Here is a 15234-nt window from a genome sequence, read left to right on the forward strand (position 1 = left end):
CGTGACGGTGCACAATCGATTCCAGCCCGGCTGGCGGCATCCCGATCTCGGCGAACGCGGCGACGTGCGTATCGGGTCGGGGGCGGTACGCTACTTCGAACGCGGAGACGGCGAACCGATCGTCCTCGTCCACGGCGCGATGGTCAACGCGAACCTGTGGCGCCGGGTCGTGCCCCCGCTGTCGACGCAGTTCCGGTGCGTGACGCTCGACCTGCCGTTCGGATCGCACGACGTCGGCGTGCCCCACGTCGACCTGTCACTCCCCGGGCTGGCGCGACTGGTCGTCGACTCGATCGAGACGCTCGGGCTCAGTGGCGCAACCGTGCTGGCGAACGACACGGGCGGCGCGGTCGCGCAGCTCGTCGTCGCACAACGTCCCGATCTCGTCGGACGCCTGGTCCTCACCTCCAGTGATGCGTACGGTGACTGTCCGCCCGCGGCATTCGGCTTCTTCAAGCTCGCGGCGTCGGTGCCGGGAGGCCTGCTCCCGATTCTGGCGCCGATGACGGTGCGGTCCTTGCGGCGTCTGCCGATCGCCCAGGGCTGGCTCACCCGACGAGCACTTCCGCCCCACATCTCGGATTCGTATGTGCTGCCGGCGATCCGGAATCGCGGAGTGCGTCGGGACCTGGCGCGAGTGGTGACCGGTCTGCAGTCGCGGCACACACTGGAAGCAGCGCGGCACTTCGACAGGTTCGACGGTCCCGTCCTCGTCGCGTGGTCCCGGGAGGACCGATTCTGTCCGCCTGCCAATGCGCACCGGCTCACGAGGGACTTTCCGGATGCACGGCTGGAGTGGATCCAGGACGCCTACACCCTCGCACCCGAGGACCGACCCGAGCGGGTGGCCGCACTCGTCTCCCACTTCATCACCACGACCGAAACGAGAGTCCCACATGACCGATGATCGTCGCGCATGGTGGCGCCATCGCAGTCTCGGCACACGGCGCGAGCTCACACTGTCCACCGGCCGGCTCGCCTACTTCGAGGCCGGTGCCGGTGAACCGATCGTTCTCCTCCACGGTCCACTCACGAATGCGAACGTCTGGCGCAAGGTGGTTGCCGCTCTGTCCGGGCGCTTCCGCTGCATCGCGCTGGACCTTCCCTTCGGCGCCCATTCCGTCCCGATGCCCGACGCGGATCTGTCCTTCGCCGGATTGGCGGCGATCGTGACGGAGGCGCTCGAAGCACTCGATCTGCGTGAGGTGACGCTGGTCGGCAACGACGGCGGCACCCCCGTCGCTCAACTGGTTGCCACGACGCGGCCGGACCTCGTCCGACGGCTGGTCCTGACGGCCGGCGGTGCGTACGACAACTGCCCACCGCGGCGGTACCGGGCGATCATGAAGGCCATCGCCTACGCGCCGGCGGCGCGTGAACTGATCCTCGGCCCGTTGCGCATCCGGGCCCTGCGGCGGCTCCCGATGTCCTACGGCTGGCTCGCGCGTCGACCGGTCGAACCGGCCACCTCCGACTCGTGGGTCCTCCCGGCCCTCGAGAGCGACGCCGTCTACGCAGACCTCCGCCGTATGCTCCGCAGCCTGGAACCGAGCGCTGTCCTCGCGGCCGCAGAGTCGTTCGGCGACTTCCCGGGGCCGGTGCTGGTCGTGTGGTCCCGGGAGGATCGCGTGTTCCCACCCGAACACGCCGAGCGTCTCGCCGGGGATTTCGCGGATGCCGGACTCGAGTGGATCGCCGACTCGTGTTCGCTGCTTCCCGAGGACAAACCGTTCGAAGTGGCACAGCTGCTCGCGGACTTCGTGCAGCGCACCAGCTCGGTGCCGGCTGCCGCAATCTCGACGAACCAGGAGAGCTGAGACGATGCTGGAAATCAGTAGACCCGAGGTGGCCGACGACACCCGCACCTTCGACGTCGCCATCATCGGTGGCGGCATCGGCGGAACCGCGCTCGCGGCGATCCTCGCCCGCAACGGCGTCCGGGTCGTGATGATCGAAGCCGGCGGACACCCACGCTTCGCGATCGGGGAATCGACCGTGCCGGAGACGATCGTCGGGCTGCGGGTGCTGGCGCGTCGCTACGACGTCCCGGAGCTGGGATACCTGGCCGGGCACAACACACTTCGCCGGAAGGTCAGTGCCGCATCCGGTGTGAAACGCAATTTCGGATTCGCGTACCACCGCGAAGGAGAGCCGTTCGCGGCCGAGGAATGCACACAGCATCCGACGTGGAGCCCGCCCATCGGCCCGGATTCGCACTTCTTCCGGCAGGACGTCGACGCCTACATGTTCCAGGTCGCGCTGTCGTACGGTGCGACGGGTCTGACCTACACACCGGTCACCGCGGTCGACTTCGACTCCGACGGGGCGACCATCCGGACCGCGTCGAGCGGTGACTTCCGGGCCGGCTTCGTGGTGGACGCGGGAGGCATGCGCAGTCTGCTGGGCGAGCAGCTCGATCTGCGCATCGACCCGCCGTACCGGACCCGGTCCCGCACGATCTTCAACCACTTCGTGGGTGTCGAACCGTTCGACCGCGTGGCCCCGCCGCGCAAGCAGCACCTGATGCCGAGCCCGTTCTCCCAGGGAACGCTGCACCACCTGTTCGAGGGCGGCTGGGCGTGGGTGATCCCCTTCGACAACCACGTGGGCACCACCAGTCAACTGTGCAGTGTCGGAATCAATCTCGATATCGACGTGTACCCGAAACGAGACGGCGAGACGCCGGAGGAGGAGTTCTGGGCGCACGTCGATCGCTTTCCCACGATCCAGCGGCAGATGCGGGCGGCCAGGGCGGTGCGGCCGTACACGTCCTCGAACCGGAGCCAGTTCGCATCGAAGCAGATCGTCGGCGATCGCTGGGTCCTGCTCCCGCATGCCTCCGACTTCATCGATCCGCTGTTCTCCAGCGGTCTCGCGGTCACCATGATGATCCTGAACGCACTCGGTCACCGTCTGATCTCCGCCGTCCGGGAGGACGACTTCTCGGTGGAGCGGTTCGAGTACGTCCAGACCTGGACGAAGCGGTCGTTCCGGTACTACGACGATCTCGTCAGCTTCTCGTACACCTCCTGGGACCACTTCGACCTGTGGAATGCATGGCACCGGGTGTGGTGCCTGGCCACCATGTACGGCGCCAACGCGCAGATGCAGACCGTCATGGAGTACGAGAAGACCAGGGACAAGGCGGTGTTCGACCGGTTGGAGCAACCGCCCTACCGCGGGCTGCAGGCCGTCGACAATCCGCGGTTCGCTGCGATGTTCGATGCGGCGTGCGCGGCGATGCAGGCATACCGCGACAAGGAGATCGACGCGACCGAGGCCGGCCATCGCATCCACGTCGCGCTGAAGGAGAGCGAGCTGGTTCCGTCCGCGCGCTGGACCGGTTGGCGAGCGCTCGACCCGGACAATCGTCTGCCCACGGGTGAGTTCACGCTGTGGGACATGACCCGGCTTCTGTTGTGGGGCAAGTACGCCAGTCCGCCCCACATCCGCGGAACCTACTTCACCAACGGATTCGCCGGAGTGGCGAAGGAAGCGGGCAAGTTGTATCTGTCGGAGCTGCGCCACGGCAGCGGGCTGAGCATGCAGGTGGCCCGCGACATGGTGTCGTATCGCAACCGGGACTGGCGTCGGGTCGGCGGACTCGACTAGGCGACTCCGATGACATTGGCACTCGACCTCACCGCGCCGCTGCCGGCGCACTGGTTGCTGGTGTTCCTGGTGCAGGTCACCGTGCTGTTGCTGGGTGCGCGGGTCCTCGGCGGCCTGGCGGTCAGGCTCGGCCTGCCCGCGCTTGCCGGGGAATTGCTGGCCGGAGTGCTGCTCGGTCCGTCCGTCCTGGCGCACGTTGCTCCCGGCGTGTGGGGGTGGCTGTTCCCTGCGGAGGGCGGGCAGGTCCACCTTCTCGACGCCGTCGGCCAGTTCGGCGTACTGCTGCTCGTCGGTCTGGCGGGAATGCACGTGGACGTCGGGCGTCTGCGACGACTGGCCGGCCCGGCAGCCAAGATCAGCCTTGCCGGCCTGCTGATCCCCCTCGCACTCGGTGTCGGCATCGGTGCGATCGCGCCGCCCCCCATGCGCCCGGAGGGCACGAGCCCGGCCATCTTCGCGATGTTCGTCGGGGTGGCAATCTGCGTGACCGCAGTCCCGGTCATCGCCAAGGTGCTCATGGAACTCGGGCTGACCGACCGCAGGATCGGGCAGCTCGTCCTGTCCGCAGCGGTGATCGACGACGTCATCGCCTGGTTCCTGCTCTCGCTGGTGTCCGCGTTGGTGACGGCCGGGGCACTGGGGGTATCGGACGTGCTGGAGCCGGTCGGATGTCTCGCCGGTGTCGTGCTCTTCGCCGCGACGATCGGCAGGATGCTCGTGCGCCGCGCGGTGCGCCACGCCGAGGCGTCACGCGATTCGACTGCGATGGTGAGTACGACGGTGATCCTCGTCCTCGGCGGTGCGGCGGCCACGCACGCCATGGGACTGGAGCCGATCCTGGGCGCGTTCGTCGCCGGCGTCCTCATCGGCTCCGGCGGCGTGCGCGCGCCGGTCCTCGCACCCCTGCATGCGGTTGTCATGTCGGTCCTCGCCCCGCTGTTCTTCGCCACCGCGGGGCTCCGGATGGACCTGTCCGGTCTGCTCCGGCCCGGTGTCCTGCTGGCGACGACCGGGCTCCTCGTCGTGGCCGTCGCCGGGAAGTTTGCCGGTGCGTTCGTCGGCGGCAGACTCAGCGGTCTCGACCGCGCGGAATGTATCGCCCTGGGGGCCGGGATGAACGCACGCGGTGTGGTGGAGGTGATCATCGCCACCGTCGGCCTGAGCCTGGGGGTGCTCGGCACCGAGGCATACACGGCCCTGGTCCTGGTCGCCGTCGTCACGTCCGTCATGGCCCCGCCCATCCTGCGCCGCGCCGTCGGCCGCTCCGACCGCGCTGCCGCGGAGGAACCCGGCGCGCGACCCGCCGAGTCCCGGTCCGGGGCCGGCACCGTCTCACTCGAGGAACCACGATGACCCTGTCCCGATCCGAAACCTCGCATCCCCCGACATCGCTGCCGCCCGGCCCGAGGTTGCCCGCCGTGGTCCAGACCCTGCTGTTCACGCTGGCGCGGCATCGCATCTATCCCGTGCTCACGCGGCGCTACGGCGACACCTTCCTGATCAAGCCCACCGCGCCGTACCGGCCCATGGTGGTGCTCGGACGGCAGGAGGACATCCGGACGGTCTTCGCCGGCAGCCCCGAGATCTACCATGCCGGCGAGGGCAACGCCATCATGCGCCCGGTCATGGGCGAGCACGCCGTGCTGGTCACCGACGAGGACCGGCACAAGCGGGTCCGGCGGCTGCTCACGCCCGCGTTCAGTGCTCGGGCGCTGCAGGGCTACCGCGACGACGTGACCACGCTGGTCCGGCACGAGGTCGCGCACTGGCCCGTGGGCCGCCCCTTCGCCACATTGGAGCGGCTGCAGGACCTCATGCTGGAGGTCATCCTCACCGTCGTGCTGGGTGTCACCGCGCCCGACCGCCTCGCCGAGTTGCGACCCGCGATCCGGCACATCACGGAGATCGACCCGATCACGTTGATGGGACTGCACAGCCCGAAGCTTGCGCGGATCCGGCCCTGGAGCACGCACTGGAAGCATCAGCGCAGATTCGACGAGATCGTCTACGCCGAGATCTCCGAACGTCGGTTCGCGGGCGACCTGCACGACCGAACCGACGTGCTCTCCCGGCTGGTGCAGGCCGCGGTGGACGACGCAGACGGTGGGCTCGGCGATGCAGAACTGCGGGATCAGCTCATCTCCATTCTCCTGGCCGGTCACGACACCACGGCCACGGGGCTGGCATGGGCCTTCCACGAACTGGTCCGCAACCCCGGCGTACTGGCAGACGCGCAGAAGGCGGCGGACGCGGGGGACGACGAGTATCTCGGCGCGGTGGCCAAGGAGGCGCTGCGCCTCAAGCCGGTGATCCAGGATGTGGCCCGCCAGCTCACCGCACCCGTGGAACTGGGCGGATACCGGTTGCCCGCGGGCATCACCGTGCTCCCCGCGATCGGCATCGTTCACGCCGACCCCGAGCATCACGAATCACCGGGCGAGTTCCGGCCGGAGCGGTTCCTGGGCGTCCAGCCCGCGGCGAACACCTGGATTCCGTTCGGCGGCGGTGCACGCCGGTGTCCGGGTGCCGCGTTCGCGGCCATGGAGATGACGGTCGTCCTGCGGGAGGTGTTGCGCGCCTACGATCTCAGCCCGCCCGGCCGGCGTCCGGAGAAGCAGAAGGCACGCAACATCACGACCGTTCCGTCGCGGGGAGCTCGCGTAGTGGCCCGGCGACGCACCACGAAGGCGGTGACGCCGTGAGCCCGACCGTGTTCACGGGAAAGACCTGTGTGGTCACCGGTGCCGGGTCCGGAATCGGCCGCGCACTCGCGGAGAACCTGGCCGGTCGGGGTGCGCGACTCGCTCTCTCCGACATCGACGGCAGCACTCTGGCCGAGACTGCGCGCCGATGCGAATCCCACGGTGCCTACGTGTCGACGGCACTTCTCGACGTGTCCGATCGAGACGCCGTCTCGCGGTACGCCGAGGAGGTGGTGGCGGAGTTCGGCATCGTGCACCAGGTGTACAACAACGCGGGCATCGCCTACTTCGGCAGTGTCCTGGAGTCGGACTTCGCCGACATGGAACGCGTCCTGGCGGTGGACTACTGGGGCGTCGTACACGGGACGAAGGCGTTCCTGCCGCACCTCGTCGCGTCGGGCGACGGTCACGTCGTCAACATCTCGAGCCTTTTCGGCTTGCTCTCGCTGGGCGGGCAGAGCGCGTACAACTCGGCGAAGTTCGCCGTCCGAGGGTTCACCGAAGCGCTGCGCCAGGAGATGATCGCCGAACGGCTTCCGGTCCGGGTCACGTGCGTGCATCCGGGTGGGATCAGGACTGCGGTGGCACGCAACGCGACGACGGCTCGGGGGATCGACGCGGCGTCGGTCGCGGAGATCTTCGATCGGCGGCTGGCGTTCCATTCACCGGAGATGGCGGCCCGGGCCATCGTCGCCGGGGTGCGACGTCGCAGGGCGCGCGTGGTGATCGGCTGGGAGGCGAAGGGGCTCGACATGTTTCAGCGGGTGACCGGAGCGGGGTATCAGCGGGTACTGGCCGTGACCAATCCGTTCACCGTCGCAGCGGATCGGAACCGGAAATGACCGAGCACTTCGATGTCGTCATCGTGGGGGCCGGGCTGTCCGGTATCGGCGCCGCCTGTCGTCTCGGGCGGGAACTTCCGGACAAGACGTTCGCGATCTTCGAGGCACGCGCGTGCCTCGGTGGCACCTGGAGTCTGTTCACCTATCCGGGGGTCCGATCCGACTCCGACATGTTCACCCTGAGTTACCCGTTCAAGCCGTGGCGCGGCGCGGACGCGATCGCCGGCCGGCAGGCGATTCTGGACTATCTCGAGGAGGCCGCGGCGGAGGGCGGCATCGCCGGCAGGATCCGGTACAACAGCCGTGTCGTCGAGGCGTCGTGGGATTCGGCCCGCTCGCGGTGGAGTCTCACCGTCGAACAGCGGGTCGGCCCGGACGAGACGGCCCGCCGCACCGTGACGTGTGCGTTCCTCTACGCCTGTGCCGGGTACTACGACTACGAACGCGCGTACACCCCCGATTTCGAGGGCATCGAGTCGTTCACCGGAACGGTGGTCCATCCGCAGTTCTGGCCCGGGGAACTGGACTACACGGGCCGACGCGTCGTGATCATCGGGAGCGGAGCCACGGCCATCACCTTGGCGCCGTCGATGGCGGAGCGCGCCGAGCACGTGACGATGCTGCAGCGCTCACCGACGTGGGTGTTCCCGCTGCCGCGCCGGGACATCGCTGCGGACTGGGCGCGGGCGGTGCTGCCGCCGCTCGCAGCCCATCGGTTGGTGCGTGCGAAGAACATCGCCTTCACCGGCTCGCTGTACTGGTTCTGTCGACGGTATCCGCGGGCCGCACGGTCGCTGCTGACCCGTCTGGTCACCCGCTCCCTGCGGGATCGGGACACCGTCGCCGAGCACTTCACCCCCACCTATGCGCCGTGGGATCAGCGGCTGTGTGCCGTCGTGGACGAGGATTTGTTCACCGCGATCCGGCACGGCACGGTCACGATGGTGACCGACCACGTCGACCGGTTCGTCCCCGCGGGGATTCGTCTGCGGTCGGGGCGTGTCCTCGAAGCCGATATCGTCGTCACCGCAACCGGATTGCAGATGCAGGTGTTCGGCGGCATCGACTTCGTCGTGGACGGCCGGCCGGTGACGATGTCCGACGAGTTCCTCTGGCAGGGCACGATGGTGACCGGGGTGCCGAATTTCGCGGCGGGGATCGGATATGCGAATGCGTCGTGGACGTTGCGCGCGGATCTCAACGCACGCGTGATGTGCAGGGTGCTGAGCCATATCGACCGCAACGGGCAGGTGCCGGTGGTGCCGCGCCGGGAGGAGACGCTGGCGGCGCGTCCCTTCCTGGACCTGTCGTCGGGGTACATCTGCCGGTCGGTCGATCGGTTTCCGCGTCACGGAGATCGAGATCCCTGGCGGGCCAGGAACTATGTGCGCGACGCTCTCACCCTTCGGCGCACGTCGCTGCGGGGGTCACTCGTGCCGTTCGGGTCCACGGGAGCATCTCGTCGACGCGAAGACGGTCTGGGACAGAATGTTTCGTCGTCCGGCCGGACCAGACTTGTGTAGACCATAGTCAGCCGTTTAGAGTCGGGCCATGGTCGAATCAAGTCGGACGATGGTCGGCGAGCAGACGGGTGACGCCCCGGTTCGGGACCGGTCCAATCTCATGTTGCTCGTACTGTGCTCGGCGGCGTTCATGGCGATGCTCGACGTGTTCGTCGTCAGCGTCGCCTTCGCCGCGATCGGGGAGGGGTATCCCGGATCGTCCCTGGCGGACCTGAGCTGGGTCCTGAATGCGTACACCATTGTGTATGCGGCCCTGCTCATTCCGGCCGGCCGGCTGGCCGACCGCTACGGTCGCAGAGCGGGGTTCGTCGTCGGGCTCGTGGTGTTCACGGTCGCGAGTCTGGCGTGCGCGCTCGGTCCGACGCTCTGGTGGCTCGTCGGATTCCGGGTCCTGCAGGCGGTCGGGGCGGCGGCCCTGACTCCCACGAGCCTGGGTCTGCTGCTGACGGCACTGCCGCCCGAGCGGCGCGCCACTGCGGTGAAGATCTGGGCCACGTCGACCTCCCTGGCCGCGGCGGTCGGGCCGGTGATCGGCGGGGCGCTCGTGAAGGTGTCCTGGCAGTGGGTGTTCCTGATCAACGTGCCGGTCGGCATCGCGGCGGTGGTGGGGGCCGTCGTGCTGCTGCCCGAGACGAAGGACGCCACCGTGACGCGGATTCCCGACGTCCTCGGCGCGGCGGTGCTCGCGGTGGCCCTGGGCTCGCTCGCCCTCGCGCTGGTGAAGGGGCAGGAGTGGGGCTGGTCGGGAACCGGCACCCTGACTGCCTTCGCGGTCGCCGTCGTCGGGCTCGCCGCAGTGGCCGTCCGGATGCGACGGCACCCGGCGCCGGTCGTGGATCCCGCGCTGCTGCGGGTGCGGTCCTTCTTCTGGTCGAACGTCACCGCCCTGCTGTTCTGCACGGCCTTCGGCGCGGTACTGCTGAGCGTGATCCTCCGCCTGCAGACGGGTGCGCACTACAGCGCCCTGGTCACGGGTCTGGCGGTGGCACCCAGCCCGCTGATGGTGCCGATCTTCGCGGCGGTGAGCCAGCGCCTGTCGAATCGTCTCGCGCCGTCCACCCTCGTTGCGATCGGCAACGTGCTCGTCGGCGTGGGCGTGATCATGCTGGCCGTCAGCGCCACCGAGGAGGTGAACTACGCCACGCAGGTGCTGCCGGGCTGGCTCCTCGTCGGTGTGGGCGTCGGGTTCTCGCTGCCCAACCTCCTGGCCAAGGCCACGGTCGATCTGCCGCCCGCACGAGTGTCCACGGGCAGTGCGGTGGTCAACACCAGCCGTCAGATGGGGTACGTGCTGGGCGTGTCCATGCTGGTCGCCATTCTCGGCGAGTTCGGTTCCGCCGACGCCGAGACGCTGGCGGTGTTCACGTACGCATGGTGGGCGATCGCAGTGGTCGCGCTCGCGAGTGCCGCCACCGCGATGGGGATGAGGTCGCGCCGAGCGTCCGCCGAGGCGCTCCGGTAGCGGCAGCCCGGCGGCGGACCCGCCGGTCGCGTCGTGCGCCGCGGCATCGGATCCTCGATGCCGCGGCTCCCGTCGCGGCTCGGTTCGGGACGGCGCCCCCGCCCGAAAATCGCTCGTGCCGATCCCCGGGCTCCTGCTAGCGTCGCGGCACCCCCGCCTCCGAGTGAATGCCGATCGACGTGACCGCCCTCGACCTGACCACCCGCCGCTTCGCGCCCCTGACCCTGCTCGGCGTCGCCACCCTGCTGTCCGCCACCGGCAACGGCATCGTGGTCGTCGCACTGCCGTGGCTGGTGCTCGAACAGACCGGCCGGGCCACCGACGCGGCGATCGTCGCGGGTGCAGCCACCGTGCCGCTGCTGCTGGCGAGCCTGCTCACCGGGACCGTCGTCGACCGGTTCGGGCGCCGGCGCACCGCCCTGGTCTCCGATGCGCTCTCGGCGCTGTCGGTCGCGGCCATCCCGGTCCTCGCCGCGACCGTCGGACTCTCGGTGCCCCTGCTGGCCGCGCTCGCGGCCCTCGGCGCCGTCTTCGACCCGGCGGGCATCTCGGCGCGCGAATCGATGCTGCCGGCGGCGACCCGCGCCGCAGGGTGGTCACTGGACCGCGCCAACAGCCTCTACGAGGCGAACTACAACCTCGCCTACCTGATCGGCCCGGGTGTCGGCGGCGTCCTCATCGCCGCCGTCGGCCCCGAGAACACCCTGTGGGTGACGTCGGCGTGCTTCGTGCTCTCCCTCGTCACCGTCGCCTTCCTCCGGCTCGAGCACGCCGGCCGGCCCGACCGGTCCACCCGCCCGGCTTCGCTGTGGGCCGGCACCCTCGAGGGGCTGCGGTTCGTGTGGCGAGACCGGTTGCTGCGCACGCTCGCACTGGTCGACATGATCGTCGTGGCGTTGTTCCTGCCGATCGAGTCGGTGCTGCTTCCGACCTACTTCACCGGGATGGACGCGCCGGCCCGGCTCGGCTGGGTGATGATGTCGCTGAGTGTCGGTGGTCTGGTGGGTGCCCTGGCTTACGGCGCCTTCGCGTCGCGTCTGCGGCGCCGCACCCTGATGCTCGTCGCGGTCACGGTGCTGGGTGCGGCGACGATCGGCATGGCGTTCCTGCCGCCGCTGGGGGTCCTCGTGCTGCTGGGCATCCTCATCGGCCTGGCGTACGGTCCGGTGGGGCCGATCGCGAACTGGGCCATGCAGACCCGCAGCCCGGAGCACATGCGGGGCCGCGTCGTCGGTGTGATGACCTCGACCGCGTACGCGGCGGGCCCGGCCGGGATCCTGATCGCCGGGCCCCTGATCGACGCGACGGGTGTGCGCACGACGTTCTTCGCGCTGGCCCTGCCGATGGTCGGTGTCGCGGCGGTGTGCTTCGCGCTGCCCGTCCTGCGGGAACTCGATCCCGTCCCGGAGTCCCGTTCGTCCTATCGTCCGTAGCCGCCACCGCCCGGGGTCTCGACCACGAGCACGTCACCGGCCCCGACCTCGACGGAGTCGCAGCCGGCCATGCGGGTGACGGTGCCTTCGGCGCGTTCGATGCGGTTGCCGCCCAGGGCGCCCGGCTCGCCACCGGCCATCCCGTACGGCGGCACGCGCCGGTGTCCGGACAGCGTGCTGACGGTCATCGGCTCGAGGAACCGGAGCCGTCGCACGGCGCCGTCGCCGCCGCGCCACCGGCCGCCGCCACCGCTGCCGTGACGAATCGTGAACGCCTCCAGCAACACCGGCAGGCGCCACTCCAGTACCTCGGGATCGGTCAGACGCGAGTTGGTCATGTGTGTCTGCACCACCGACGTCCCGTCGAAGCCCTCGCCCGCACCCGACCCGGAGCCGAGCGTCTCGTAGTACTGGTACCGCTCGTTGCCGAAGGTGACGTTGTTCATGGTCCCGGCACCCTCGGCCTGCACCCGCAGCGCCGCGTAGAGCGCGCCGGTGACGGCCTGCGACGTCTCGACGTTGCCGGCGACGACCGCGGCGGGGAATTCGGGGGCGAGCATCGACCCGTCGGGGACGACGATGTGCAGCGGACGCAGACAACCGTCGTTGAGGGGGATGTCGTCGGCGACGAGCGTGCGGAAGACGTACAGCGTCGCGGCCCGCGCGACCGAGGAGGGCGCGTTGAAGTTCGATGCGAGTTGCGGTGACGTGCCGGTGAAGTCGATCGTCGCCGAGCGTGCCTGCCGGTCGACGGTGATCCGGACCGCGATCACCGCACCGGAGTCCATCTCGTAGCGGTACTCGCCGTCGTGGAGACGGTCGACGACACGGCGCACTTCCTCCTCGGCGTTGTCCTGCACGTGCCGCATGTAGGCCTCGACGACGTCGAGACCGAAGTGGTCGATCATCCGGCCCACCTCGACCACGCCGCGCGCGTTGGCCGCGACCTGGGCGCGCAGGTCCGCGAGGTTGGTGTCGGGGTTCCGGGACGGGTACGGGCCGCCGCTGAGCAGCGCACGGGTCTCGGCCTCCCGGAAGGCTCCGTTCTCGACGAGCAGCCAGTTGTCGAACAGGATGCCCTCCTCGCGGATGTCGCGGCTGGCGGCGGGCATGGAACCCGGTGTGGTTCCGCCTATTTCGGCGTGGTGACCGCGGGAGGCGACGAAGAAGAGGATGTGCTCGCCGGACCCGTCGAACACGGGCGTGATCACCGTGACGTCCGGCAGGTGGGTACCGCCGTGGTACGGGTCGTTGACCGCGTACACGTCACCGGGTTTCATCGACCCGTGCCGGCGGCGCACCACTTCCTGCACGCTCGTGCCCATCGAGCCGAGATGGACGGGGATGTGCGGCGCGTTCGCGATCAGGTTTCCGTCCGGATCGAACAGCGCGCACGAGAAGTCCAGACGCTCCTTGATGTTCACGGACTGCGCGGTGGACTCGAGAGTCGTGCCCATCTGCTCGGCGATCGACATGAACAGGTTGTTGAAGATCTCGAGCATGACCGGATCGGCATGGGTGCCTACCTCCGCGTCGTCGTGGGCGCGCACCCGGGCCAGCACGAGATGGCCCTGTTCCGACATCGCCGCCTCCCAGCCGGCCTCGACGACGGTGGTCGAGTTGTCCTCCGCGACGATGGCCGGGCCGGCCACGGAGTCGCCGGGGGCCAGGTGCTCGCGACGGTACAGCGGTGCCTCGCGCCACGACCCGTCGACGAACATCCGGACGGTGTCGGGGGACGGGCGGGTGGACCCGGTCGCGTCGCTGTCGGCGCGACCGAGCCCGGACAGATCGGGCCGGCGTGTGGCCCCGACGGCCTCGACCGCGACGGCATCGACGATCAGCGGCCGGTCCATGAGGAACGAGTAGGTGCGCCGGTGCACGGCCTCGAACTCCGCGGTCATCGTCGCCGGGTCGGCGAGCGCGACGGGCACGGAGGTGTCGGTGCCGTCGTAGCGCAGGTGTGCCCGGACGGTCACGTCGATGCGCTCGGTGGGCACGTCCTCGTCGAGCAGTTCCGTGCGCGCCGCGGCCTCGAGTTCGGCGGCGACGTCGCGCAGCCGGGGCATCGCCTCGTCGTCCAGTTCGACGACGACGGACTGCTCGCGCATCGCGGTGGTGTCCGCGAGACCCATACCCAGCGCGGACAGGACACCGGCCAGCGGCGGCACGAGGACGGTCCGGATGCCGAGCGCGTCGGCGACTGCGCAGGCGTGCTGTCCGCCGGCCCCGCCGAAGGTCGTCAAGGCGTACTCGGTGACGTCGTGGCCCTTCTGCACCGAGATGCGCTTGACGGCGTTGGCCATGTTCGCGACCGCGATCTGCAGGAAGCCCGCGGCGACCTCCTCGGGGCTGCGGTCGTCGCCGGTCGCCTCCCGGATCTCGGCCGCCAGCGCGGTGAACCGGGCCCGCACCGTCTGCTCGTCCAGCGGTTCGTCGCCGCCGGGACCGAACACGTGCGGGAAGTGGGCGGGCTGCACGCGCCCGAGCATGACGTTGGCGTCGGTGACGGTGAGGGGGCCGCCGCCCCGGTAGCAGGCCGGACCGGGGTCGGCGCCGGCGGAGTCGGGCCCCACCCGGTACCGGCTGCCGTCGAAGTGCAGAATCGATCCTCCGCCGGCGGCCACGGTGTGGATGTCCATCATGGGGGCCCGCAACCGCACCCCGGCGACGACGGTGTGGAAGACGCGCTCGTATTCGCCGGCGAAGTGCGACACGTCCGTCGACGTGCCACCCATGTCGAACCCGATCACCTTGTCGAACCCGGCCAGGGCCGACATCCGGCTCATGCCGACGATGCCTCCCGCCGGCCCGGAGAGGATCGCGTCCTTGCCGCGGAAGTGCATCGCCTCGGTGAGCCCGCCGTTGGACTGCATGAACATCAGCCGGACACCCGGCAGCTGGTCGGCCACGCGATCGACGTAGTGGCGGAGCACGGGGGACAGGTACGCGTCGACGACGGTGGTGTCGCCGCGTGGCACGAGCTTCATCAGCGGGCTCGCGTCCGCGGACAGGGAGATCTGGCCGAAGCCGAGGCGCTCGGCGAGGTCGCCGACGGCGTGCTCGTGCTGCGGGTACAGGTGGCTGTGCATGCACACCACGGCGACGGAGTCGATCCCGTCGTCGCGCACCTGCCTCAGATCGCGCTCGAGCCGGTCCAGGTCCGGGGCCCGCAGCACCGTGCCGTCGGCTCGGATGCGTTCGTCGACCTCGATCACCCGCTCGTAGAGCAGCTCGGGCAGCACGATGTTGCGGTCGAAGATCCGCGGCCGGTTCTGGTAGCCGATGCGCAGCGCGTCTCGGAAACCTGAGGTGATCACCAGCACGGTCCGGTCGCCCGTGCGCTCGAGCAGCGCGTTCGTCGCGACGGTGGTGCCCATGCGCACCTGCTCGACGAGGCCGGGGGTGACGGGGTCGCCGGCCGGTACCCCGAGCAGTTCCCGGATCCCGGCCACGGCCGCGTCCCGGTATCGGGACGGGTTCTCCGACAGCAGCTTGTGGGTCACCAGGGTGCCGTCGGGCCGGCGGGCGACCACATCGGTGAAGGTGCCGCCGCGGTCCACCCAGAACTCCCAGCGCCCGGGTGCCCGGTCTCGTCCGCTCGTCTGCTCCGCTGTCGCCATGCCAGCAGGTTAGTCACCGCGGACGGGACGGACGGGA

10 protein-coding genes are annotated in these 15234 nt (G+C 69.7%); 9 read left to right on the forward strand and 1 reads right to left on the reverse strand.

Going from position 1 to position 15234, the window contains the following annotated elements; translation table 11 throughout:
* The first annotated feature begins 1 nt into the window (after window position 1).
* The 9 genes from LZP97_RS24025 (at window position 2) to LZP97_RS24065 (ending at window position 11574) form a co-directional block, all read left to right on the forward strand.
* On the forward strand, window positions 2-907 hold the full coding sequence (locus LZP97_RS24025) for an alpha/beta fold hydrolase (RefSeq protein ID WP_048773401.1): 906 nt from the start codon (window positions 2-4) through the stop codon (window positions 905-907).
* Window positions 897-1817, forward strand: coding sequence for an alpha/beta hydrolase (locus tag LZP97_RS24030; protein ID WP_010594563.1), 921 nt, complete (start codon window positions 897-899; stop codon window positions 1815-1817). Before LZP97_RS24025 ends, LZP97_RS24030 begins: the two co-directional genes overlap by 11 nt.
* Window positions 1818-1821: 4 nt before the next feature.
* Entirely contained in the window at window positions 1822-3612 is a 1791-nt protein-coding gene (locus LZP97_RS24035) for an NAD(P)/FAD-dependent oxidoreductase (protein ID WP_174557580.1), read from the forward strand.
* A gap of 9 nt (window positions 3613-3621) precedes the next feature.
* A complete protein-coding gene (locus LZP97_RS24040; RefSeq protein WP_010594561.1) occupies window positions 3622-4965 on the forward strand; it encodes a cation:proton antiporter in 1344 nt (447 codons plus the stop codon).
* Entirely contained in the window at window positions 4962-6314 is a 1353-nt protein-coding gene (locus LZP97_RS24045; protein WP_048773397.1) for a cytochrome P450, read from the forward strand. Before LZP97_RS24040 ends, LZP97_RS24045 begins: the two co-directional genes overlap by 4 nt.
* On the forward strand, window positions 6311-7156 hold the full coding sequence (locus LZP97_RS24050) for an SDR family NAD(P)-dependent oxidoreductase (RefSeq protein ID WP_017680946.1): 846 nt from the start codon (window positions 6311-6313) through the stop codon (window positions 7154-7156). Before LZP97_RS24045 ends, LZP97_RS24050 begins: the two co-directional genes overlap by 4 nt.
* Entirely contained in the window at window positions 7153-8679 is a 1527-nt protein-coding gene (locus LZP97_RS24055; RefSeq protein ID WP_048773395.1) for a flavin-containing monooxygenase, read from the forward strand. The genes LZP97_RS24050 and LZP97_RS24055 overlap by 4 nt, the downstream gene beginning before the upstream one ends.
* A 49-nt stretch (window positions 8680-8728) precedes the next feature.
* Window positions 8729-10141 carry a DHA2 family efflux MFS transporter permease subunit gene (locus LZP97_RS24060; RefSeq protein ID WP_082061330.1) on the forward strand — a complete coding sequence of 471 codons (1413 nt, stop codon included), beginning with the start codon at window positions 8729-8731 and terminating at the stop codon, window positions 10139-10141.
* A 167-nt stretch (window positions 10142-10308) separates the two neighbouring features.
* The gene (locus LZP97_RS24065) at window positions 10309-11574 is read left to right on the forward strand and encodes an MFS transporter (protein WP_017680943.1); all 1266 of its coding nucleotides are present in this window, start codon (window positions 10309-10311) and stop codon (window positions 11572-11574) included.
* Here the strand turns inward: LZP97_RS24065 and LZP97_RS24070 are convergent.
* Window positions 11562-15197: a hydantoinase B/oxoprolinase family protein gene (locus tag LZP97_RS24070; RefSeq protein ID WP_152693029.1), complete on the reverse strand. Its 3636-nt coding sequence runs from the start codon at window positions 15195-15197 to the stop codon at window positions 11562-11564. The genes LZP97_RS24065 and LZP97_RS24070 overlap by 13 nt on opposite strands.
* Between the last annotated feature and the right edge of the window lie 37 nt (window positions 15198-15234).

Source organism: Rhodococcus sp. DMF-1 (assembly GCF_021441945.1).
Lineage (GTDB): Bacteria > Actinomycetota > Actinomycetes > Mycobacteriales > Mycobacteriaceae > Rhodococcus > Rhodococcus ruber.

What these genes read in the sequence shown, in the direction of transcription:
- LZP97_RS24030 (WP_010594563.1), top strand. Translation starts at nt 897, where the DNA reads ATGACCGATGATCGTCGCGCATGGTGGCGCCATCGCAGTCTCGGCACA.
- LZP97_RS24035 (WP_174557580.1), top strand. Translation starts at nt 1,822, where the DNA reads ATGCTGGAAATCAGTAGACCCGAGGTGGCCGACGACACCCGCACCTTC.
- LZP97_RS24040 (WP_010594561.1), top strand. Translation starts at nt 3,622, where the DNA reads ATGACATTGGCACTCGACCTCACCGCGCCGCTGCCGGCGCACTGGTTG.
- LZP97_RS24045 (WP_048773397.1), top strand. Translation starts at nt 4,962, where the DNA reads ATGACCCTGTCCCGATCCGAAACCTCGCATCCCCCGACATCGCTGCCG.
- LZP97_RS24055 (WP_048773395.1), top strand. Translation starts at nt 7,153, where the DNA reads ATGACCGAGCACTTCGATGTCGTCATCGTGGGGGCCGGGCTGTCCGGT.
- LZP97_RS24060 (WP_082061330.1), top strand. Translation starts at nt 8,729, where the DNA reads ATGGTCGGCGAGCAGACGGGTGACGCCCCGGTTCGGGACCGGTCCAAT.
- LZP97_RS24065 (WP_017680943.1), top strand. Translation starts at nt 10,309, where the DNA reads ATGCCGATCGACGTGACCGCCCTCGACCTGACCACCCGCCGCTTCGCG.
- LZP97_RS24070 (WP_152693029.1), bottom strand. Translation starts at nt 15,197, where the DNA reads ATGGCGACAGCGGAGCAGACGAGCGGACGAGACCGGGCACCCGGGCGC.